Genomic DNA, 23,267 nt, shown 5'->3' on the forward strand with positions numbered 1-23,267 from the left:
AGCCACCGCGCTCCCGCCGTCGCCGCGTCCCTCGACGACCCGGCCTCCTCCAGTTGAATCCGCTCCCACCGGAGCGAACCCCGCCGCCCGCCCGCGACCCGGGCCCCACGCGGCGACACCCCCATCGCCCCGCCTCATCGCGCCGAGGACCTCCGTATCCCATGAACAGCGACAGCGACCTCCAGATCGCCGGCGACATCCTCGAAGTCCCGCACCTGCTCCAGCCCGAGCGTGAACACCCCTCCACCGTGGCCGAGTTCGCCGGCCTGGCCCGCGCCGTCGCCGCCGACCGCGCCCAGTGGGAACCCCTCGTGCGCTACGACGCCACCACCCGCTGGTACCACCGGCTGCGCACCGGCCCCGGCTACGAGGTGTGGCTGCTGTCCTGGGTGCCCGGCCAGGGCAGCGGACCGCACGACCACGGCCGCTCCTCCGGCGTGCTCACCGTCCTGGACGGCGCGCTGACCGAGCGCACCGACCGCGGCACGCGCGTACTGACCGCCGGGGACCAGCGGGTCTTCGCGCCCGGCTACGCGCACGACGTCGTCAACGACACCCTGGAACCCGCGGTCAGCCTGCACGTCTACCACCCGGGCCTGACCGAGATGCCGATGCGCCCCGCGTCCCGGCTCCGTCCGGCCGCCGCCTCCCCCGCCGCCCCGCACTGCGAGGCACGCCGGGCAACGGTCCGGTGACTGGCTGACGCGATGTCGTGGCGGCCTGCGAGGATGGCCCCATGCGCATTGTGGTTCTGGCAGGCGGCATCGGCGGTGCCCGTTTCCTGCGCGGTCTGAAGCAGGCCGCGCCGGACGCGGACGTCACGGTCATCGGCAACACCGGCGACGACATCCACCTCTTCGGGCTGAAGGTCTGCCCGGACCTCGACACGGTGATGTACACGCTCGGCGGCGGTATCAACGAGGAGCAGGGCTGGGGGCGGAGCGACGAGACCTTCCACCTCAAGGAGGAGCTCGCGGCCTACGGCGTCGGCCCGGACTGGTTCGGGCTCGGTGACCGCGACTTCGCCACGCACATCGTGCGCACCCAGATGCTCGGCGCGGGCTTCCCGCTGAGCGCGGTGACCGAGGCGCTGTGCGACCGCTGGCAGCCCGGGGTGCGCCTGATCCCCATGACCGACGACCGCGTGGAGACGCACGTGGCGGTCGAACTGGACGGCGAGCGCAAGGCGATCCATTTCCAGGAGTACTGGGTGCGGCTGCGGGCTTCGGTGCCCGCCCAGGCGGTCGTGCCGGTCGGCGCGGAGCAGGCCAAGCCCGCCCCGGGTGTGCTGGAGGCGATCGGCGAGGCCGACGTCATCCTCTTCCCGCCGTCCAACCCGGTGGTGTCCGTCGGCACGATCCTCGCGGTGCCCGGCATCCGCGAGGCCATCGCCGACGCGGGCGTGCCGGTGGTCGGCCTCTCCCCGATCGTGGGGGACGCGCCGGTGCGCGGCATGGCCGACAAGGTGCTCGCCGCCGTCGGCGTGGAGTCCACGGCGGCCGCGGTCGCCGAGCACTACGGCTCCGGGCTGCTGGACGGCTGGCTGGTGGACACCGTGGACGCGGCGAGCGTGGAGCGGGTCGAGGCGGCGGGCATCCGCTGCCGGGCCGTGCCGCTGATGATGACCGACGTGGACGCGGCCGCCCGGATGGCCGGCGAGGCGCTGACCCTGGCCGAGGAGGTCCGTACGGCATGAGCGAGGCGCACCCCTCCTACCGGGTCTGGGCCCTCCCGGGCCTGCCCGAGGTCCGTCCCGGCGACGACCTGGCCAAGCTGATCGCGGCCGCCGCACCCGACCTCGCCGACGGCGACGTCCTCCTGGTCACCTCGAAGATCGTCTCCAAGGCGGAGGGCCGGATCGTCGAGGCGGCCGACCGGGAGGCCGCGATCGACGCGGAGACCGTACGGGTGGTGGCCCGGCGCGGCCCCCTGCGCATCGTCGAGAACCGGCAGGGCCTGGTCATGGCCGCCGCCGGCGTCGACGCCTCCAACACGGCACCGGGCACGGTCCTGCTGCTCCCCGAGGACCCGGACGCCTCCGCGCGCACGATCCGCCAGGGGCTCCGCGACGCGCTCGGCGTCGAGGTCGGCGTGATCGTCACCGACACCTTCGGCCGCCCCTGGCGCGCCGGCCTGACCGACGTGGCGATCGGCGCGGCGGGCGTGCGCGTGCTGGACGACCTGCGCGGCGGCACCGACGCGCACGGCAACCCGCTCGCCGCCACGGTCGTCGCCACCGCCGACGAGCTGGCCGCCGCGGGCGACCTGGTCAAGGGCAAGGCCGCGGGCCTCCCCGTGGCGGTGGTCCGCGGCCTGCCGCACACCACGTCCCCCGACGCCACCGAGGGCGCCCGTGCCCTGGTCCGCGCCGCACGCGACGACATGTTCCGCCTCGGCACGTCCGAGGCGGTCCGCGAGGCGGTGGCCCAGCGCCGTACGGTGCGGTCCTTCACGGACGAGCCGGTCGACCCCGCTGCGGTCCGCCGCGCGGTGGCCGCCGCCGTGACGGCCCCCGCGCCCCACCACACCACCCCCTGGCGCTTCGTCCTCCTCGAATCACCCGAGACCCGCACCCGGCTCCTCGACGCGATGCGCGACGCCTGGATCGCGGACCTGCGCCGGGACGGCAAGTCCGAGGAGTCCGTCGCCAAGCGGATCCGCCGCGGCGACGTCCTGCGCAACGCCCCGTACCTGGTCGTGCCCTGCCTGGTGATGGACGGCTCGCACCACTACGGGGACGCCCGCAGGGACGGCGCGGAGCGGGAGATGTTCGTCGTCGCCACGGGCGCCGGCGTGCAGAACCTCCTGGTGGCCCTCGCGGGCGAGCGGCTCGGCTCGGCATGGGTGTCGTCGACGATGTTCTGCCGTGACGTGGTCCGCGAGGTGCTGGACCTGCCGGCCGACTGGGACCCGATGGGCGCGGTCGCGGTGGGCCACCCGGCTCAGGAGCCGCGCCCCCGTCCCGAGCGGGACGCCGCCCGTTTCATCGAGGTGCGGTGAGCGAGGCCCTACCCTCGTAGGAGCTTTCACTCTCACCCCAGGGACTCTCGTGGCCGGACGCTTCGCTCCCCGCCCCACACGGACCACCGTGCGCGGCGGCCATGTCGCGATGCCGTCGCCACGAGGCCCCCGCGGCGCGCCGGCCTCGCCCCGGACCCGGACCTGGGTACCGAACGGGCCCCTGGACCTGGGCCTGGTCCTCGGCCCGCTGCGCCGCGGCACCGGCGACCCGACGTTCCGCACGACCCCGGACGGCGCCGCGTGGCGCACCAGCCTCACACCCGTGGGTCCCGGCACCCTCCGCGTGACCCGGCACGACGACACGGTCCGCGGCCAGGCGTGGGGCCCGGGCGCCGACTGGCTCCTGGACCGGCTCCCCGAACTGCTCGGCGCCGCCGACGACCCGTCCGCCTTCGTGCCCCGGCACCGGCTGCTGGCGTTCACCCACCACCGCCTGCCGGGCCTGCGGCTGCTGCGCACCGGCCTGGTCCTCGAATCCCTGATCCCGTCGATCCTGGAGCAGAAGGTCACGACCGGGGAGGCGTACCGGGCGTGGCGGCTGCTGGTCCGCAAGTTCGGCGAACCCGCGCCCGGGCCCGCGCCCGAGCGGATGGCGGTGATGCCGGCGCCGCGCACCTGGGCGCTGATCCCCTCCTGGGAGTGGCACCGCGCCGGTGTCGACGACAAGCGGGCGTCGACCGTGCTGCGCGCGGTACGGGTCGCCGCGCGGCTGGAGGAGGCGGCCCGTATGTCTCCCGAGGAGGCGCGGGCGCGGCTGGAGCTGGTGTCCGGGATCGGGCCGTGGACGTCGGCGGAGACGGTGCAGCGGAGTCATGGGGCGGTGGATGCGGTGACCGTGGGGGATCTGCATCTGCCGGGGATCGTGGGGTGGGCGTTGGCGGGGGACCGGGACGCGGACGACTCCGTGATGCTGTCGTTGCTGGAGCCGTATGCGGGGCAGCGGCATCGTGCCGCACGGCTCATCCTGCTGAGCGGGAGGACGCCTGCGCGGCGGGCGCCCCGTATGCCGCACGGGGACATCGGGCGGCTCTAGCCCGCGGTGCGGTGCGGCACCGTACGTGTGCTGCGGCACCCCCTTCTTTCTCCTCACCCCGGCGTTGGTGTGGGCCGGGGGGTGTCGGCGCACCTGGCGCCGACAGGGTGCCGCCGCGCCCACCCGTGCCGCCCTAAGAGGTCCTAACAAAGGCGTTGGACGTGTCGGTGGGTGATGAGGCAGGTGGCGAGGCCGAGGAAGGCTTCGTGGATGTCGTCGCGTCTTTCCCAGCGGACGCGTAGGCGCCGGAAGCCGTGCAGCCAGGCGATGGAGCGCTCGACGACCCACCGGTGCACTCCGAGCCCTGAACCGTGCGGGACGCCGCGGCGGGCGATCACCGGTTTGATGCCCAGGCCCCACACGAGCCGGCGGTACTTGTCGTGGTCGTAGCCGCGGTCGCCGAGCACCACATCGGGCCGCCGCCGTGGCCGTCCGGGCCCGCGACGGACGGGACCTTGGCGAGAAGAGGCAGCAGCTGCGTGACGTCGTTCCGGTTTCCGCCTGTCAGCGACACCGCGAGCGGGATGCCTTGGCCATCGACGAGGACGTGGTGCTCGCTGCCCGGACGTGCGCGGTCGACCGGGCTGGGTCCGCTTTTGGGCCCCGCCGAGCGGCCCGCACATGGCTGGAGTCGATCACCGCCCGGCACCAGTCGAGCTGCTTCGCCGCCCGCAGCTTCTGCAGCGGGACGACATGGATTCGGTCCCACACGCCGGCCTCGTTCCAGGCCGCCAGCCGACGCCAGCACGTCATGCCGGAGCCGAAGCCGAGCTCCTGGGGCAGGTACTCCCACTGGATGCCGGTGTGCAGGACGAACAGGATCCCGCACAGAGCCTGCCGGTCAGGAACCCTCGGCCGCCCCGCGACCAACTTCGCACCCGGCCCCGGCAACAACGGCTCAATCAGCGACCACAGTTCGTCCGACACGATCCACGGACGAGAGTTCCTCTTCCCCACGAACAGAGCAACGAGCATCTGAGCCGACAGTCACACCATCAGCCGACTTCTGTTAGGACCTTTAACTCACTCGGACTACAACTGGGTTGGATCGTAGAGGGCACCACTGACAATGCGGCCGACCTTCGCATTCACGCCATGCGCTGCACGACCGGCGGCTGCCCGACTGCTGTCTCGCAGTCGGCCCTCTGAGCGCGTTCGGCCCGGGCCCGCCGAAGCGCAGACGCCGGTCCGGCAACGTCGCAGCCGCGCCGCTGGGTGCTGTCGAGCTGCCGCCGGGCGCACCGGCCGGGACGGTGCGGATGGTCACCGGCAGCCGGGCCCGGCAGGTGAGCGAGCAGGAGGCCCGCGACTTCGGGATCTCCGCCGACCGGGTGTGCCTGGAGATCGAGCAGATCTTTCACGACGCCGACGACGACGTGCTGCGGCACACGGTTACCGTCGACTTCAGCGGCCAGCCGTACGTCACCCGGCACGTGCCCACTCTGAGGAACTCGCGCGCCGCGCGTAGGCCGGCATTTCCGTCACGGTCAACGGGCAAGTCATCTGGCCGCGTCCGACAGCCTGGGGTTGAGCACCTGATCCTGCGGCATGGGATCGACTACTCCACTGTGAACCAGCCGCGCCGAGCACTGGACCCCTGGTAACAGGGGCGGGATAGGCCTGGCACGCCGGAGTGCGCCCGGTGCTGCATCAGCGGCAATGATCCACTGGGCGATGGCTAACAAAATGGCCCGCGAACTGACGGGAGAATCCGCGCCAACCTGGCGAATCGAAACGGACATGACCGCCACAACAGCCTGAACAGTGATCAGACGCTCTTAGTGAGCGTTTGGTTCGCTTTCGCGGTAGTTCTTGGCAGATTGCGCCCCGGCGTGGTCGCTGTACGACGACCCCGTATACGGGGATAAGTCCTCAATGGCCCAGTTGGGGAGTCTGAACGGCGCATGTTTTCGCCCAGCAATGCACCGTCTCATTTAGCAGTGCCCCGGCTTGCCCCGATGCTTCCACCGGCAACCCGCACACTCTCCCTGCGCCGGCCACGGTCCCGTACTCCGGCAATATGCAGCCCAGGCGCCGCTACCCCAGCGACCTGTCCGACGCGCGATGGGAACTCATCCGCCCCACCCTCCAAGCCTGGCGGGACGCCCGAGCCGGCATCCGCCGCCCCACCCACGACCTGCGCGACCTCATGGACGCCATCCTCTACGTCGACCGCACCGGCATCCCCTGGCGCTACCTCCCGCACGACTTCCCACCTCACCAGACCGTCTACGGATACTTCGCCAAATGGGAGACCGACGGCATCTTCGACCAGCTCACCGGCCTCCTCCGCCGGCTCGTCCGAGAACACGAGGGGCGCGACGCCCACCCCAGCGCCTGCGTACTCGACTCGCAGTCGGTCAAGACCTCCGCCAACGTCCACCTCGCCGACCAGGGCTACGACGCCGCCAAGAAGATCGCCGGTCGCAAACGACACATCGTCACCGACACTCTCGGCCTACTCCTCACTGTCCTGGTCACCTCCGCGGCCGTCCACGACTCCACCGCCGGCACCCACCTCCTGGACCAGATCGCCGCCCGCCACCCCCGCGTCACCAAAGCCTGGGCCGGCTCCGGATACAAGAACGCCGCCGTCGAACACGCCGCCACCCGCGGCATCGACCTCGAAGTCGTCCACCGCACCCCCGGCAGCCACACCTTCACCGTCCAACCGCGCCGCTGGGTCATCGAACGAACCCTCGGCTGGCTCATGCACCACCGCCGCCTGGCCCGCGACTACGAAACCCACCCACACCGATCAGCCGCCATGATCCGCGTCGCCGCCATCGACCTCATGAGCCGCCGAGTCACCCAGGAAAGCACTACCAACTGGCGCGACACCTAACCCTGAATCAAACGGACACCAGCGAACCAAACGCTCACTTACGGCGCGGCCCGCCGGCCAACACCGCCTTCACGGACGACGGCCACCTCGAATGAACCCGTCGACGACGAGGCGTGATCAGTCACAACGGGTCGTAAAAGTGCTGGGCCCGGGCCTACGGGGGTGTGCCGTCTCACCTCTTGCGGCGGGCCCGCCGGGTGGCGATGACGCCGAGGTCTGCGCGCATGTGGGGCGGGACGACGAACTTGGGGCGGTTGAAGAGGATCACACTCGCCTCGCACAGCAGACAGAGCAGGATGACCACCACCGCGCCCGCGATGACGTACGCACCGGCCGTGGAGATCTCGTCCTCGGCCAGCGTGAGCCCGCTGACGAAGAGGACCGCCGCACTCCACAGCGTGATCACGGTGAGCAGAACGGACCGCACCTCGCCCCTGCGCACATCCTTGCCGAAGGGGAGGAAGGCGAAGGCGGTCGAGAAGTCGTCGATCACCTCGGGATGTCTCCACAGCCGTATCGCCTTCCACGTCATGAAGACGAGGGCGATGCCGAGGAACGCGGCGATGACGTAGTACACGCTTCTTCCTTCCGCAAGCGGGGGCCCGGCAGGGCCGGGAGGGGCGCCGGGCCGGCTACGAGCGTACGTCGCGCCGCTCAGCCGACCCGGCGGTTACTTCAGTGACCGATCAGCCGAAGAGTTTCTTCCACCCCTTGGAGATGGCGTTGTTCACCGGACCGGTGGCGAGAATGCCTCCGACCGCTCCGGCGGCGCCGCCGATGGCCGCGCCGACCACGGTTCCGACACCTGGTGCGATGGCGGTACCGATGGCGGCGCCGAGTGTGGCACCGGCTTTGGTGGCGCCGATCACGACGGCCGTGTCGACGGCGGTCTCGGTGGCCGCCAACGCGACGTTGTCCGTGTTCTCGTAGTTCGACCAGTAGGTGAACGCGACGCCGGTCACCAGATTGGCCTTGCCCAGCTTCTGCACAGCCGGGTTGCGCCCGATCTCCACCAGACGTTTCATCCCCTGATTGGTCTGGAGTGAGCGAAGCGTCTTGGCCGCGTTGCTCCGCGTCGTGGGGTTCGAATGGCTGCGCATGTTCTTGGCGGACTTGCGGACGATCTCGTTCGACTGGTTGAAGCCCTCGTGGAGGTACGACCCCGAGGTGACGAATCCGTTACCTGCGTTGCACAGGTAATTGCGGATGTCCATGATTCCGCAGTCGGCGGAGAACGAGAGGATCGGCGCGGGGTCGGGCCCCATCAGGAGCGGCTGCGCCACCGGCCCGAGCACGGGCGGACAGGTCAGCAGGGGCGGTGTGCCGCAGGAGGGAGCGGGAGCCGGAGGCCCGTACACGGTGCCACCGGTGGCCGTACCGCCACCGCCGCCGCCACCGCCACCGCCGCCGTTGCCCTTACCGCTGTCTCCCTTGCCCTTGTCGCCGCTGGGAACGGGGATGCCGCCCCGGCAGGTGATGCCGTACTTCTGCGGCTCGTCGCACTCGGGGACCTTCTCACCGGTCGGGTCGGCGAAGGTGGTCGGGTTGTTGTTGGCGTAGGCGTATCCGTTCAGGGACTGCGCCTGGTCGGTGCTGAGTCTGGGGTCCGCGCTGATGAACTGGCCGATTGAGGGGTCGTACTCACGTGCGTCGACATGCGTCAGACCAGTCGTCCTGTCGTTCGTCTTGCCGAGGAACCCCTTGTCGTCCGGCCATGTGCCGCCCGTCGCCGCGCCGCGTTCAGCGCCGAACGGCGTCGTGCGGCGCTTCGTGAACGTCTGCGCGGCGTCCGCGGCCACCGCCAGGCTCTGCGTGCCCTGATGATCACCGACGAGGTACGAGAGCTTGTTGCTCCCGGACTCGTTGCTCCGGACTGCGATCTTCAGGCTGCCGGACGAATAGAACCGCTGCGCCCAGGTGGTGCCGTCGGCGCGCAGGTGCAGTTCCGTGTTGCCGGTGTAGAGGACCCGTTCGCCGTTCTCGGCGGAGCGGATGAGGAGCCGGCCGTCGGCGTCGTAGACGTAGTCGGTGCTCTTGCCGCTCTCCGTGAGCCGTTCGAGCTTGCCCTCGGTGGACCAGGACAGGCTCTGCGCCGCGGACGGGCCGGGGCGCGCGGTCGTGTTGCCGGACGGGTCGTAGCCGTACGGAGTCTCGGGCGTGGTGCAGTTCGCGGTCTTGCTGGTGCCCGAGAGCAGGTGCGGGCGGCCCTCCTTGTAGCAGTAGGTGGTCGTGGTGTCGCCGGCCGCCTTGTGCTGAGTCTCGGCGGTGCGCTGGCCGGCCGCGTTGTACGCGAAGTCCGTCCAGTACGGGGCCGGGCCCGACAGGCTGGTCGCGCTGCGGGTGTCGGCGCAGTTCTGCGACGACGGGGTCCAGGCGCTGGTGAGACGGCGGCTGCCGTCGTACCGGAAGCACTGGGTCTCGGCCGCGCTCGAGCCGCCCAGGGTGGTCGGGTCGGAGATGGCCGTGACGTTGCCGGCGTCGTCGAAGGTGTAGTTGAGGTCCATCAGCATGTACGGGTGTGTCTGGTCCGTGACATGGCTGCGGATCAGGCGACCGGTGCCCTCCTCGTACCGGTTGGTGACGTACACCTTCTTCGCCGACTCGGTGTTCGCCGTGCCGAGCGCGTACTGCTCGACGCGGCCCCTGGCCGAGTAGTCGGCGTCCAGCAGGTAACCGGTGGCGCCGGCGATCGAGGTGACCTGGCCGAGCGGGGTGTAACCGTAGCTGATCACCTCGGACGGCAGGCCGCCCAGTGCGGGCTCCGCGTTGCTGCCCAGCGTGCCGTCGAGACGGTAGTGGCTGGTGAACTCGACGGTGGCCGGGGCACCGGCCGCCACCAGTGGATCAGTGGCCGGCAGGGTGAGTTTGGTGGCCGTCGCCCGGGCGAGGTTGTCGTAACCGGTGATCGTCTTGGTGTACGCCTTTCCGGCGCGACCGCCCACGTAGCGGGTGCTGCTGCCGGGCAGGCCCTTGAGCACCGTGTCGTAGGTGCGTTCCGTCAGCAGGTGGGCGTCGTCCTGGACGCCGTCCCAGGTGGCGGTGGGCCGGCCGAGCTCGTCGTACGCGGTGAGCAGGCTGCGACCGCGCGCATCGGTGCTCTTGACGACCTGGTCGAGGGCGTCGTAGTAGGTCCTCGACGTTCCCTTGTCGGGGTCGCTGACGCTGGTCTCCCGGCCGAACAGGTCGTAGCCGTACGTCCAGACCGCGCCGTCCGGACCGGTGACGGTGCGCTGCCTGTCGTCCAGCGTGTACTCGAACCGCACGGTGCTGAACGAACTGCCGACGCCGCCGCCGAACGCGCTGTCCTCGGGGCTCGCACCGGCGTACTCGCGCCGCTCGACGTCGCGGCCCCGGGCGTCGGTGACGACGCGGACGGCGGTGCCGCCCTGTTGGGCGCTGGTCGCCGTGGAGTCACCGGTGTACGTCGTCGTGGTCGTCCACTTCTCCACGCCGTACACCAGCAGCTTGGCGCTCGTCAGGCGCTCGGCTCCGTCGAAGACGGTCATCGTCTGCTTCGGCGCCTCGCCGTACTCGGCGCGCGCGTACGTGGAGGTCGGTGCCTTCGCGGGGTCGAAGATCTCCTCGTGCTTCTCGTAGGCCAGGCCGCGGGAGTCGTAGCGGGTGTCGGTGAGCACCCGCCCGCCTTCGGGACTGGGCGCCTGCACCTGGAGCGGGCGCAGCAGGGCGTCGTGGAGCGTGTAGGTGGTGTTGTACGTGGTGCCGTCAGCTTTCAGGGTGGAGGTCGACAGCCAGGAGGGCTTGGTCGCGCTCAGCCCGTAGCCGAACTTCTGGTTCGGGGCGTCTCCGGCGCCCCGGTTGCGGTTGGGCTCCCAGACGTCGGTGAGCCGGCCGAGGGCGTCGTAGGCGAGTTCCGTCTTCTTCAGGTTCGGGTCGTAGACGCGCAGGTCGAGGCCACGCCGCGGGTCCAGGAAGGTGGTGACCTTGTGGCCCTTCGGGTTGGTCACGACCTTCTTGGTGAGCGGGCCCGCCGTCAGCGGCGTGTACTCGGTCGTCGTCGTGCGGGTGGCTGCGTCAGTGGTGCTGGTGACGCGGCCGAGCGCGTCGTACCCGCTGGTCTCGACCGTCTGCCAGCTCGGCGTCGTGCCGCTGTAGGCCTTCGCCCGGCCGGCCCACGTCACCAGCCCCTTCGTCGGCGTCATGGACGTCGACCAGGTGGCGTCGTCGTACGCGGTGGCGGTGTCCGAGAGGACGTCGCCGCGGGTGCCCGCGGTCGTCGGCAGCGACAAACCGGAATCCGTGACCGAGCAGAGCCTGCCGACCACACGCTTCCGGGAGACCAGCTCGGACAGACCGGCCGAGTCGTTTCGCGCGTACCAGGTCCGGGTGCAGGTCTCGTCGCCGCTCTTGGCGTCGTCGCCCAGGTCCTCGGACTGGTAGACCATGCCGTAGCTGTCGTACTTGGTCTCGACCGTGCGGGACCGCCAGGTCCGCGGCACCGTCAGATAGGTGTGCGTCGTCTCCCTCTGGGTGCGCACGAACCGGGCGACGTGGTCGCCGGCGCCCGGCACGTTCTGCCGGGCGGTCTCGGACGACCACGGCTCGCTGGACTCGGCGGATATCGCCGTCGCGCCGTCGTAGGTGACCTTCTGGCGCAGGTGACCGGAATACTGGTCGCTGTCCGTGAGGCCGGCGAGGCCGAGCGAGGGGGAGGCCAGGGGGGCGACGGTGACGGACTTGGTGGTGCCGTCCTTCTTCTTGTCGCCGTGCATGCCCTGCATGTACAGCGACACGGTTTTGGAGCGGGTGGTGCCGAGGGCGCCCTTGTACTCGGTGACCTCGCGGTAGCCGCGCCAGTCGGACCAGGTCCGCTCGGCCTTGGGGACGAACGGGTCGTCGTTGTAGTGCCAGGCAGCGCCTCTGTAGCCGTACGCGTGCTCGACGGCCTCGTTCTGGCCCGTGGGGTCCGTCTCGGTGACGGCGAGGACCCGGTACTTGTGGAACCAGTCGACGGACGCGTCGGCGGCGCCGTTGATGTTCCAGTACAGCGGGTAGCAGCTGCGGGTGTTGGTGTCCTCGGCGGCGCCCATGACCTCGCTGCGGACGCACTCGGAACCCGACAGTGTGACGGTGGTGATGGCGCCGGTCTCCGACGTGATCGTCGAGATGCGCGGCCGGGTCAGCGGCAGGATGTCGTCCGTGCCGTCCACCCGGTTGGGGCGCATGTGGTAGGTGAACGAGATCGGGTCCATCTCGATCGCCGTACCGGCCTTCGCGGTCCGCTTGAGCGACATCAGGGCGAGCGTGTGGTCGGAGGAGTCGCCGATGTCGCCGCCGTCGAGGTACTTCTGGGTGAGGGCCCAGGAGTCCACCGGGTCGAAGGCGGCCGAGGCGGCGTCCCAGGAGAACGTGTCGATGGTGGTGAGCCGCTTGCGGGAGAAGAACGACGGGCCGACGGCCAGGCAGTCGGTGTCGCTCTCGCCTCGGGAGCAGATCGCGTCGAACGGCACGTCCGGCCAGTTGTGCGCGGTCGACTCGGTCAGCGACGAGCAGTCCGCGGCGGTGCACCGCTCGGCGTAGCCGAAGGCGACCTTGGCGTCGGCGTCGTCGGTGAACAGGGCGCCCTTGCGGAGACCGTACTTGATCTCCTTGAGGTAACCGCCGCGCGTGTACTCGGCGTTGGCGGTGGAAGCCTTGTTCTTGCGGTAGAAGTTCTTCTCCTCGGCGTACCAGTACGTGGCGGCGTTCCCGTGGACGTCCTCGACGTAGTCGAGGTTCCAGCGCCACGCCTGCGTCAGCGAGCGTCCCGAGAAACTGGTGCCGCCGGAGTAGCCGGGCTCACCGGAGTCGTCGCCGAAGACGGGGACGGTCCACGCGGAGTTGGTGCGCTGGGTGGTGGCGCCGTCCAGCTTTTCGAGGCCGAAGACGTACTTGGTGCCGTCACCGGTGACGACGGTCCAGTACTCGCCGTTGTCGTCGCCGTTGTCGGCACCGGTCGAGCGGGTCACCTGGGAGGCGTCGTCGTTCGCGAGCCGCCACTCACCGGACGTGCCGTCCTTGACCAGCAGCGACGCCTTGCCGTTGAGGACCAGCCTGGCGTTGTCGTACTTCCAGCACTTGTCGTGGATGCCGTCGTGGCCGTCCTCGTCGCAGTCGCCGTAGGTGCGCTCGACGTAGGACTCGGTGAAGGAGAACCCCTCGCCCACCGACGTGCTCTGGTTGTTCGTCGTGGCGCTGCGCCCGTCGATGCTGCCGGAGTCGTACGCCAGTGACAGCGCCGGCGTCGGGCCGGCGGCCGCCGGCGGCGGCGTGAGGTCGTGCTTCCAGGTGAACGAGCCAGAGCTGCCCCCAGCCTCCCAGGACGCCGAAGGGGCGAGCGGGGTGGCCGAGTAGTCGCCACTGCCGTTGGGCGCCTCGCCCTCGCCTGCACCGGCCGCGGACAGGGCGTAGACGCCCGCTGTCGACGAGCCGGCGGTGGTGAGCTGCGGGGCCAGGCCGCCGTCCTCGGGGAGGGCGAGGGAGGCGGTCACGTTCAGCGCCGTGGTGTCGTTGGCCGACGGAAGCGGGGTCTGCTTGCGGCACGCGGGCTTCTCGGGGGTGGTCAGCGCGCAGGACGGCAGCTCGACCAGGCGCAGCCGGGACGCCCAGCCGCCGCCCATCGCGCCGGCCAGGCCCTGGTAGCCGACGGTGACCCGGGCGCGGCCCGCGGTGTCGGCGGTACCGGTGAACAGCACGCCGTTGACCCCGGCGGCCTCGGCCGCGTCGGCGCCGAGCACCGTGAAACGGACGTCCGTGGCGCCCGGCAGGCCGTCCTTGCCTGTGGCGGGCCGGACGGTGAGGGGCAGTCCGCCCAGCGTGCCCGTGGCGGCCGCCTTGACGTTCCCGGTCAGCCGGACGGTCGCGGAGCCCTGCTTCGGCCAGGCGGCGCGGCGCTGCTCGCGCAGGGCCCTGGCGGCCTGCTCCCGGTTGGCCTTCTTGTCGCGTGATACCTGGTCACGGGCCTTCTTCGCGCCGAGTCCGGTCACCTCCCGGACCTTGTCCGCCCGGCTGTCGGGCAGCTTCGGGCGGCCGAGGCCGCCGTTCTCCCCAGCCTGCGCGGTGGGGATGAACAGCAGCGTCGGAACGGTAAGTGCCAGTGACAGCACTGTGGCCATGGAGCGTTTCCCGCGCCGCCGGACGCCGTCGGCGGCGGCTGTCACCGCGAGCCGGGATCTGGCTTCGATCTTGTCCAAGGACATGTCTGCCCTTCTCACCTGAGTGGTTGAAAGAACCGGTCCCCGACGGGGACCGGCCGTGCGTGGGAGGTAGGGGCCGCGGCCGGTGCCGACCGCGGCCCCTACGTGAGCGGGGCGTCAGTCCCCGATGTGGGAGGCGATCTGTTCCGGTCCGGCGACGGCGCCCGAGAAGAGGCGGACCTCGCCGATACGGGCCGGCAGGTGCTCGAACCAGGCGGAGCCGTTCCAGGCGCGGCCTGCGGACACCTCGTACGACAGCCCGATCGGCGCGGTGTACTCGGTGTCGTCGCCGTTCTGGTTGTGGCCGAGATAGAGGCGCATGGTGGCGGACAGCGGGTCGAAGACGCCGGTCAGCCGTACGGGGCTGTCGAGGGCGGCGACCTCGTCGGACACCACGGACGTGTACGTGCCGTCGGCGTTGCGGGCCCCGAAGTGCCACTTGCCGACCGGGACGGTGCGCTCTTCGAGGGTTTCCTCGTCGAGGACGGTCTCCTTGCCGGTCACCTCGTACCAGAAGCCGTACGACCCGCTGCCGCTGGTGCGCTGGCCCAGCACCCTGCCCGCGTAGCCGACCGGCTTCGAGGCCAGCTTCGCGCCGTCCAGGGACACCGTGGTCGTCAGGGTGAACGCGCCGGTGCCGTCGACCACGGCGGTGTTGACCGGCGACATGGCGCCGTCGTCGACGCCGTCCAGCACGATCTCCCCGTCGACCACGGAGGCGCCGCCGCTCAGCGTCAGGGTCTTGCCGTAGCCGGACGTCGTGTCCGCGACCGTGGTGCCGCTGCCGTCGGCGGCCCGCCAGTCGGCGACCAGCTCCAGGCCCGAGTACCCGGCCGAGATGAGCGTCCGTGCCTCGTCGGCGATCTCCTTGGCGGTCAGCGCGCGCTGCCAGACGGCGACCTCGTCGATGGAGCCCTGGAACTGGTCCACGTAGGTGTCCCCGTACATGACGCGGCCGATCTCCAGGTTGCCGTCGGCCGACCATGGCGTACCGGCGTCGACGGACGCCTGCAGCGTGCCGTTGATGTAGAGGTGGACCTTCTTGGCGGTCGCGTCGTGCACACCGGCGACATGGGTCCAGGTGCCCTTGGGCGAGGCCGGCGCGCTGGCGTCACGGGAGAAGGTGCCCTCGGTGGAGAAGACACGCAGGCTCCAGGCGCCGCCCTTGTAGGAGACGATGAACGGGCTGTACTTCTTCGCCCACGGGCTCGCGGTGCTGGGCGTGTGGCTCAGGATCGTCTCCGTCTTGGACGACGCCGGGTCGACCCAGGCCCAGGCGGAGACCGTGTATGACGAGCGGGTCTCCAGGACGGGGCCGGACGTGGACGCCCAGCCGGTGGAGCCGTCCAGGCGCAGGCCCTTGTCGGTGACCTGGGTGGCCAGCGGCTGACCGGCGGCGTCGTGCGTGATCAGGCCGCGGCGGCCGCGGTCGTCCCGTACGGCACCGGCTGCCAGGGTCGCCGGGTGGCGGGTGGTGCCTGTGGTGGCGGAGTCGACGGCGACTCCACTCGCCTCGTCGAAGTGATACCTGGCGACAGACCCGGCGCCGGCCGCGACGAGGAAGTCGACGGCGTTCCACGCGCCGTACCGGCCGACGTTGTCCTTGGCCCGTACCCACAGCGTGTAGGTGCCGGAACGCTCGGGCGTGATGGTCACGGTCGGGGCGGAGCCGGTCGCGGTCGGGAACGTCGACGTCGAGGACAGGTTGTACTGGTAGGAGACGTTGGTGGTGTCCCCGGTGGCCGGCTTGAAGGTCCAGGTGCCCTTGACCCCGGGACCGCCCTTGGCCGCGCACGCGTTGGTCGTGCACTCGGTGTACGGGGTACCGAAGGTGATCACGGGCGCCTTGGGGGCGGTCGGGTCGACCTTGAAGTAACACCAGCCGGTCGTCGAGCCGTTGGAAGGACCGGACAGGTAGCTGCCGCCATTGTTGTAGTACGAGCGGACCCAGGCGCGGTAGCGGTAGAGCTTGCCCTCGGTCAGACTCGACCACGACATCGTCACCTTGGCGTTGTCACCGATGTAGCCGGTGGAGGGCCGCACGTCACCGGCGCCGGCCGTGGTGTCGCCCCAGGTGCCGTCGGTGTTCTTGTGGTCGATGTCGAACGCCACACGGAGCTGGGCGCCGTTCTCCCCGCCGGACTTGGTCTGGGCGGTGGCGGTCAGCGCCGGGGTCGGGTCGGAGACGATCGAGGGATTGGACTCCGTCGTGGAGCAGGTGGTGCCGGAGCCGGTCACCAGACCGATCGACGACGGCTTCTCGGGCAGCCCGACGAAGTCGACGGCGAGAACGGCGTCGTTCTTGAACCGCTTCCAGGCGGAGGTGTCGGTCTCGTCGTGGGCGCGAATCTGCAGGGTGAGCCGGGAGAATTTGCCGGCCGCGAAGTCCCGGACGGTCGGCGTGAGGTTCTCGTTCGTCTCCTCCGGGTTGTCGTTGAACTCGATCGGAGCGTCCGGTGAGTCCGGGTCGCACAGCGATCCGCGTCCTGCGGAGACGTGCCGGTCACCCATCCAGTCCAGTTCCTTGGGGCGCGTGGACCACGTGGTGGAGGAGGAGATGTTGTTCGTGCGGACCAGGTCGACCCAGCGCGGGGAGCACTGGAAGGCCCACGGCTCGGTGACGCGGAAGGTGGCGTCGAGGACGTGCTTGCCCTTCAGACTCGCGGGCGAGAACTCGAAGTACAGGCGCTGCACGTAGCCCGGGCCGCAGTAGTAGCCGTTCCAGGTACCGCACTTGCCGACGCCCTTGCCCAGGCCGTCGTCGCCGTTGCCCCAGCCGTACGACTCGTAGCCGTCGCTGCGCAGCAGGGTGCGTTCGGACTCGCCCCAGGTGACGGTGGGGTCGATGTAGACGGGGAACGCGGCGGCGGGCGTACGCGCCAGCAGCGAGGCGTCCGGAACGACAGAGAGCGCGCTCTTCGTCACCTTCACGCCCATGCGAGCGACCTCGTCGCCCTGGCCCGGCTCCAGGCCGGTGGCGGAGGAGGGGGCCTCGGCGGCCTTCACGGGAGCGGCGGAGGACGGCGCGGTCACCTTCGCGGAGCCCTGGGACGGGACGGGCGGTCCGGCCGGCGTGGGCCGAGCCCTGGGGATGTCGGCCTCGTTCACCGGCGTCTTCACGGCCGGGGTGGGCTGGGGGCGGGTGGGTGTCACGCCGGCCTCGAGGCGCCGTTCCTGGGCGGCCTTGCCGGCCGAGTTCCACATCTGCGCGGTGGGCGCGCGGAAGACGGTCTTTCCGGTCGCGTCGAGAGCGGCGAGCGCACCGCGCGCGTTCTTGCGGACGGTGAGCCCGCCGGCAGTGCGCAGCCCGAAGGTCAGCTCCTTCAACTCGGGGCGCGCGGCCCCCTCCGGGGTCTTGACCACCAGCACGTGCTGGAAGCCCTCCACCGTCGCGGTCACCCGCAGGTCGACGTCCGGCAGCACGTCACGGTACAGGGCGCTCGCCCCCTCGAGCCGCGGCTCGGGCAGCCGGCCCGGCCAGTCCAGGGCAAGCATGCGGCCCTTGTCGGCGATCGACACCAGCGGGGCCTTGTCACCACCGCCGGAGAACGCCATCTCCGCGGCGGACGCCCTGGGGCCGACCGTGCCGTCCGCACGTCTCTCCAGCGTCGCGTCCGGCGTTCGCCAGCCGCCGTCCGGCCCGGCCACGCGCACCGGGACGGCCGACTCCTCCAGCGTGAAGGTGAGACCGTCCGGGTTGGCGTGGACGGTGGTGCGTTCCGTCCGCTCTCCGGTCACCTCCACCCGCTTGCCGGACTCCTTCGCTGCGGCGAGAGCCCGCGCCCCCTCGGACAGGCGCGGGCTCTGCTCGGCCGCGGCGGCAGGCAGCGCCCCCACCGCGGGCAACGCCGCCAGGACGGCCGTCGCCGTCGCCACCGCCATGAAGCGATGCGTCGGTCTGCTTCTTGCGCGATCGACGGATTGTGTCCGTCTCATTCCCACCCCATGAATCGAATTCGGTCACTTGCGCGAATCGTTGTCATCGGCGGGTGGATGGAAGCGTGACAGGAGTAACTCGTGATGAAAGTGTGATCAAGAAGCGGCGGTCAAGCGGAACAGGAGGCGCCAGGCGATGATCCGTCAGCTTCGGGTCGGGCTGCCCGGGTCACGCGGCGGCTGCCAACGAGATGATGCGGGTGCGTCGGCTCAACGGGCGCTTCTCGAACCCGGAATGCGCAACAGGCGTAGGCGACTTCGACACGCGTTCCCGTTCGCCTCCTGGACGCGGGCGGCGATGCCCGACCGCTACCGGCTCCTCGTCGTGATCGGTGCGAGGTCCGGGCCGCAGCAAGGGGAGGCGCTCGGGCTCACCTTGGAGGACGTCGACCTCAACAAGGGAGGTGTTCACATCCCGGGTTAGGCCAGGATGGTGAGGGTGAACCGTGCTTCGCGCTTCCCAGGGGCGCAAGGTCTCGGACGTGCCGCTCCCGTCGAGTATGGACCAGGTCGTTCGGCGGCACATGGGGAGTTCGCACCGGCGCCGGTCACGCTGCCGTCTTCGTGGAGCGATGACCGGACGCCGGCGCTCGCGGGGTGCGGCACGTAGGAGCCCGCCGCAGGCGCGAAGTCCCCGAGCCGTCCCACGGATGCCGCCGTCTGACTCGCTTCACCGCAGGTCAGACAGGGCGCGGCGGCACCTGCTCATCAAATGTCCCGGAAGGGACCAGGCGGCCCCGTGGCCTGCCACGATGGGGAACTACGAGTCCTTGAGCTGGGCAGATGGCGTTGCGGCTTCTAAAAGGTCCTAACAGAAGTCGGCTGATGGTGTGGCTGTCGGCTCAGATGCTCGTTGCTCTGTTCGTGGGGAAGAGGAACTCTCGTCCGTGGATCGTGTCGGACGAACTGTGGTCGCTGATTGAGCCGTTGTTGCCGGAGCCGGGTGCGAAGTTGGTCGCGGGGCGGCCGAGGGTTCCTGACCGGCAGGCTCTGTGCGGGATCCTGTTCGTCCTGCACACCGGCATCCAGTGGGAGTACCCCGCACCATCGCCTGGCTGCACGGCTTCCGGCGCCTACGCGTCCGCTGGGAAAGACGCGACGACATCACACGAAGCCTTCCTCGGCCTCGCCACCTGCCTCATCACCCACCGACACGTCCAACGCCTTTGTTGGGACCTCTAAGCGGCACGAATGCCCGCAGTTGGCGACATCTGCGGCCGCCACGCGCCACTGGAGTCTGTGTAGCCGCCGACGGCGGGGAGGGGACGGGGTGGGGGTGGGCGCCCGCAGCGGCTGGCGCGTCCACGCCCCGAACCTCTCCAGCACGCACTCTCGCGCCAGACCGAGGACGACCACCCCCACCGCGGCCCCGCACCACCACCCCACCCTGGGCGCTACAGCAACCCCCACCGCACAGAACCCTGCGCCGCAGGCGTCGACCCCGCACCCCCGCTACTGATCCGACGAAAACCGCACCGCCCCGGCGGGGATCCGCGCGTCGCACCACACCCGCACGCCCTCCCTCAGCTCGTTACGCGCACCCACGACCGCCCCGTCCCCTATGACCGCCCCGGTCAGCACCGCCCGCTCGCCCACCCGCGCCCGCGTCCCGATCAGCGAGTCCGTCACGACGGCCCCCGGTTCGATCACCGCCCCCGGCAGGATCGTGGAGCCGAAGACCCGCGCGCCCTCCGCGACGAACGCCCCCTCGCCCACCACCGTCCCGCCCTCCAGCTTCGCGTCCGGCGCGACCCGCGCCGTCGGCAACACCAGCCGGTCCCCGCACCGCCCCGGCACGGCCGGCGACGGCGCCCTGCCCAGCACCAGGTCCGCCGACCCCCGTACGAACGCCGCCGGTGTCCCGAGGTCCAGCCAGTACGTCGAGTCGACCATGCCCTGGAGATGCGCCCCCGCCGCCAGCAGCCCCGGGAACGTCTCCCGCTCGACCGACACCACCCGCCCCGCGGGGATCGTGTCGATGACCGACCGCCGGAACACGTACGCCCCCGCGTTGATCTGATCGGTGACGATCTCCTCGGGCTTCTGCGGCTTCTCCAGGAACGCCAGCACCCGCCCCGTCCCGTCCGTCGGCACCAGCCCGTACGCCCGCGGATCGCTCACCTGCGTCAGGTGCAGCGAGACATCGGCGCCGGACGTCTCGTGCGTCCGCACCAGCGCCCGGATGTCCAGCCCCGTCAGGATGTCCCCGTTGAACACCAGCACCGGCTCGTCCGGCCCCGAGTGCAGCCGTGAGGCGACGTTGCGGACGGCGCCGCCCGTGCCGAGCGGCTCCTCCTCCGTGACGTACTCGATGTGCAGCCCCAGCGCGGACCCGTCGCCGAAGTACGGCTCGAACACCTCGGCGAGGTACGACGTGGCGAGGACGACGTGCTCCACGCCCGCCGCGCGCGCCCGCGCGAGCTGGTGCGTGAGGAACGGCACCCCGGCCGCCGGGACCATGGGCTTGGGCGTGTGCACCGTGAGCGGACGCAGTCGTGTGCCCTTGCCGCCGACCAGGAGGATCGCTTCTGTCACCTGTCGTCTCTGCTTCCTGCCGCGACCGGCCGAACTGTCTTTCGGCCGGCCAGTGTATGCAGACGGCTCCCGGCAGGAACGGAGCGGCCGGCCCCCGGCCTGCTCCCTCAGCGACCCTGGTATCCGGCCGCCTTGGACCGCACGCTGCCCAGCTTCTTGTGCAGCTTCCCCCCGGGGCACGAGGTGTTGAACCCGTCCCGGTGGCCGGAGATCACCTTCATCTTCACCTTCTTGCCTTTCGCGTACAGGTTGCCCCCGCCGGACGTCAGGGATGTCTTCTTCTTCGGGTTCATGCCGTGCAGCCCGAGCTTCCAGGCGGTGAGCCGGGCGACGGCCTTCACCGCCTTGGAGGACGGCTTCTTGGAGCCGTAGGAGCCGATGACGGCGATGCCCGTGGTCTTGGAGTTGAACCCCATGGTGTGCGCGCCCTTGACCGGCTTGGCCACGCCGCCGGCCCGGCCCTCGTAGATACGGCCGCACTTGTCGACGAGGAAGTTGTAGCCGATGTCCCGCCAGCCCAGGCTCTTGGTGTGGTAGCGGTAGAAGCCGCGGATGAGGGAGGGCGCCTGCGAGCAGGAGTAGCTGTTGCCGGAGGCGGTGTGGTGCACGAAGGCCGCCTTGACCTTGCTGGTGTAGACGAAGCTCTTCTCGCGCAGGCTCTCGTCCGCCCCCCAGCCGCGCCGGGTGACGATGGAGGGGCGCGGCCCGATGTACGGCTTGGCCTGCTGCTGCTCGGTCAGTCCGGTGCCGCGCAGGGCGACGAGTTCCTCCCGTGTCTCCTCGGCGGTGAGCGAGGGGATCTGGGTGGCGCCGAGCGGCACGAGGGCGGAGTTGGCGGCGGAGGCGGCCTTGGCCGCGGCGGTCATGACGCCCGTATGGGCTTCTTCCGCACCCTCGGCGGGCTCGGCGCCCTCTGCGCCCTCGGCGCCCTCTGCGGACTCCCCGAACTCCGCCTGGGGCTCGGGGCCCCCGGGCTCCGCCTGAGGCTCGGGGCCCCCCGCGGACTCCCCGGGCTCGGCCTCCCCCGGATCGACCAGATCGAGCCGCATCCCGGCCGGCAGGGTGGACACCTCACCGGCGCCCTCCCCGCCTGACGCGCCCTCATCCGGCCCCGTGCCGACGGGATCCACCTCCTCCGGCTCACCGGCATCCGGTTCCGGCAGCACCCGCACCTCGACCCCGTCCGACTCCCCCACCCACAGCGGCGCGGTGGCGCCCCGCGCCTTCCCGGAGGCGGCCTCCGAGGAGTCCGGGTCCGCCCCGTGCTGGGTGTAGTGGGTCTCGACGTCCTGCCAGTCGGTCCAGTCCCCCGTGGAGGCCGCACGGGTGCGGACCTGCACGCGGCCGTGGAGGTCGACGGAGGGGTCCTCCCAGACGACGCCGAGGAGGGAGAAGGTCCGTACCGTCCGGGGCGTCAGGCCGAGCACGGCGCCGGAGGCACGGTCGCGGGTGAGGGGCCGCAGGGGCAGCGACTGGGTACTGCCCGGGACATCGGCTCGGGGGCCGGTTCGGGCGCCGGCCGTCCCCACGGTTCGCGTGGCCACGTCCGCCACCGCCACCGGCGCCGGCGTCCCGGCGGACGAGACGGACGAGACGGACGCGGCGGCGGGCGGGGCGAGCGGGAGGGCGAGGGCCGCGGCGCAGGTGACGCCGATCGAGGATGCAAGAATTCCACGCATGCCCCTGAGCTTGGACAGAGGCAGACAAATCTGTCCATCGCTCATATGACGGTCTGTCGGCTGCCGTTCCCCCGAACCGGTGGCCCGCCCATGGCCCGCACGGAGGGTGCGCCCGGCGGGGGCCGCGTACGCTTGCGCGGGTGAACGCCACCGACCGCACCCCTGCCGACCTGCTGAGTTCCGCGCTCGCCGCGGACCCGGGACGCCCCCTGGTGACCTTCTACGACGACGCCACGGGCGAACGGGTCGAATTGTCCGTGGCCACCTTCGCCAATTGGGTGGCCAAGACCGCCAACCTGCTCCAGGACGAGCTGTCCGTCGAACCGGGCGACCGGGTGACCCTGCTGCTGCCCGCGCACTGGCAGACCGCGGTGTGGCTGCTGGCGTGCGCGTCGGTCGGCGTGGTCGCGGACGTCGGCGGCGACGCGTCCGCGGCGGACGTGGTGGTGAGCGGCCCGGAGCCGGAGTCGCTGGATGCCGCCCGCGCCTGCTCGGGCCCGCGCGTCGCGCTGGCGCTGCGGCCGCTCGGCGGGCGCTTCCCGCAGCCGCCGGAGGGCTTCGCCGACTACGCCGTGGAGGTGCCGGGGCAGGGCGACCGGTTCGTGCCGTACGCGCCCGTCGACCCGGAGGAGCCGGCTCTGATCGTGGCGGGCCGGGAGTTCTCGGGCGCGGAGGTCGTCGAGCGGGCCCGCGCGGAGGCTCCGGACCTCGGACTGACCGGCCCCGGCTCCCGGATCCTCTCGGGGCTGCCGTACGACACCTGGGAAGGGCTGAACGCCGGGCTGTACGCGCCGCTGGCGACCGGTGGCTCCGTGGTGCTGTGCCGCAACCTCGACCGGCTGGACGCCGACGCCCTGGACAAGCGGGTGGAGAGCGAACGGGTCACGGTCATCGCCCGCTGACCTGGCCTCGGCACACCCCACCCTCACCCGTTCGGCGTAGCACCACCCCCCACCCGTCCCTCCCCCGGGCCACAGTCGTAGGAAGCGGCACACACCGAGCGGCAGGCGCACCGCGGGCCGCAC

The 23,267-nt window shown here is 71.1% G+C and carries 12 protein-coding genes and 2 pseudogenes; 8 read left to right on the forward strand and 6 right to left on the reverse strand.

Translation table 11 applies throughout. The annotated features are described in order from the left end of the window. The first annotated feature begins 161 nt into the window (after positions 1–161). The 4 genes from MTR79_RS29760 to MTR79_RS29775 are packed head-to-tail and all read left to right on the forward strand — an operon-like array spanning position 162 to position 4,054. Positions 162–695, forward strand: coding sequence for a cysteine dioxygenase family protein (locus MTR79_RS29760; RefSeq protein ID WP_086703212.1), 534 nt, complete (start codon positions 162–164; stop codon positions 693–695). 41 nt (positions 696–736) lie between these two features. Further along, positions 737–1,696: a 2-phospho-L-lactate transferase gene (gene cofD / locus MTR79_RS29765; RefSeq protein ID WP_086703211.1), complete on the forward strand. Its 960-nt coding sequence runs from the start codon at positions 737–739 to the stop codon at positions 1,694–1,696. Then, complete coding sequence (locus MTR79_RS29770; protein ID WP_244792451.1) at positions 1,693–3,000, forward strand: coenzyme F420-0:L-glutamate ligase; 1,308 nt, start codon at positions 1,693–1,695, stop codon at positions 2,998–3,000. The genes cofD and MTR79_RS29770 overlap by 4 nt, the downstream gene beginning before the upstream one ends. Before the next feature lie 49 nt (positions 3,001–3,049). Next, positions 3,050–4,054 (forward strand): DNA-3-methyladenine glycosylase 2 family protein, encoded by a 1,005-nt coding sequence (locus MTR79_RS29775; RefSeq protein ID WP_189366769.1) that lies wholly within the window; start codon positions 3,050–3,052, stop codon positions 4,052–4,054. A 143-nt stretch (positions 4,055–4,197) separates the two neighbouring features. Here MTR79_RS29775 and MTR79_RS29780 read toward each other — a convergent pair. Then, positions 4,198–5,029 (reverse strand): annotated as a pseudogene (locus MTR79_RS29780) (IS5 family transposase). Positions 5,030–5,313: 284 nt separating this feature from the next. Between MTR79_RS29780 and MTR79_RS29785 the strand changes: the two are divergent. Both MTR79_RS29785 and MTR79_RS29790 read left to right on the forward strand, forming a co-directional pair. Beyond that, positions 5,314–5,658, forward strand: coding sequence for a hypothetical protein (locus MTR79_RS29785; RefSeq protein WP_189366770.1), 345 nt, complete (start codon positions 5,314–5,316; stop codon positions 5,656–5,658). A 416-nt stretch (positions 5,659–6,074) separates the two neighbouring features. Continuing rightward, positions 6,075–6,899: an IS5 family transposase gene (locus MTR79_RS29790; protein WP_189366771.1), complete on the forward strand. Its 825-nt coding sequence runs from the start codon at positions 6,075–6,077 to the stop codon at positions 6,897–6,899. A 172-nt stretch (positions 6,900–7,071) separates the two neighbouring features. Here the strand turns inward: MTR79_RS29790 and MTR79_RS29795 are convergent, their stop codons facing one another. The 3 genes from MTR79_RS29795 to MTR79_RS29805 all read right to left on the reverse strand — a co-directional run bounded on the left by MTR79_RS29795 (position 7,072) and on the right by MTR79_RS29805 (position 17,974). Then, positions 7,072–7,476, reverse strand: a complete 405-nt coding sequence (locus tag MTR79_RS29795; protein ID WP_189366772.1) for a hypothetical protein — start codon at positions 7,474–7,476, stop codon at positions 7,072–7,074. A 109-nt stretch (positions 7,477–7,585) separates the two neighbouring features. Continuing rightward, positions 7,586–14,011 (reverse strand): RHS repeat-associated core domain-containing protein, encoded by a 6,426-nt coding sequence (locus tag MTR79_RS29800; protein WP_244793326.1) that lies wholly within the window; start codon positions 14,009–14,011, stop codon positions 7,586–7,588. A gap of 198 nt (positions 14,012–14,209) precedes the next feature. After that, positions 14,210–17,974: a LamG-like jellyroll fold domain-containing protein gene (locus tag MTR79_RS29805; protein WP_244792453.1), complete on the reverse strand. Its 3,765-nt coding sequence runs from the start codon at positions 17,972–17,974 to the stop codon at positions 14,210–14,212. Between the two features lie 900 nt (positions 17,975–18,874). Between MTR79_RS29805 and MTR79_RS29810 the strand changes: the two are divergent. Further along, positions 18,875–19,066, forward strand: a pseudogene (locus MTR79_RS29810) (transposase); the annotation flags it as partial. A gap of 414 nt (positions 19,067–19,480) precedes the next feature. Here MTR79_RS29810 and MTR79_RS29815 read toward each other — a convergent pair. Both MTR79_RS29815 and MTR79_RS29820 read right to left on the reverse strand, forming a co-directional pair. Then, positions 19,481–20,563 carry an NDP-sugar synthase gene (locus tag MTR79_RS29815; protein WP_189365026.1) on the reverse strand — a complete coding sequence of 361 codons (1,083 nt, stop codon included), beginning with the start codon at positions 20,561–20,563 and terminating at the stop codon, positions 19,481–19,483. Between the two features lie 107 nt (positions 20,564–20,670). Continuing rightward, positions 20,671–22,242, reverse strand: coding sequence for a peptidoglycan recognition protein (locus MTR79_RS29820; protein ID WP_244792455.1), 1,572 nt, complete (start codon positions 22,240–22,242; stop codon positions 20,671–20,673). A gap of 140 nt (positions 22,243–22,382) precedes the next feature. Between MTR79_RS29820 and MTR79_RS29825 the strand changes: the two genes are divergently transcribed. Beyond that, entirely contained in the window at positions 22,383–23,144 is a 762-nt protein-coding gene (locus MTR79_RS29825; protein ID WP_189365024.1) for a TIGR03089 family protein, read from the forward strand. Positions 23,145–23,267 lie beyond the last annotated feature (123 nt).

It is taken from the genome of Streptomyces sp. BJ20 (genome assembly GCF_022869105.1).
In the GTDB taxonomy this organism is placed as follows: Bacteria; Actinomycetota; Actinomycetes; order Streptomycetales; family Streptomycetaceae; genus Streptomyces; species Streptomyces griseoincarnatus.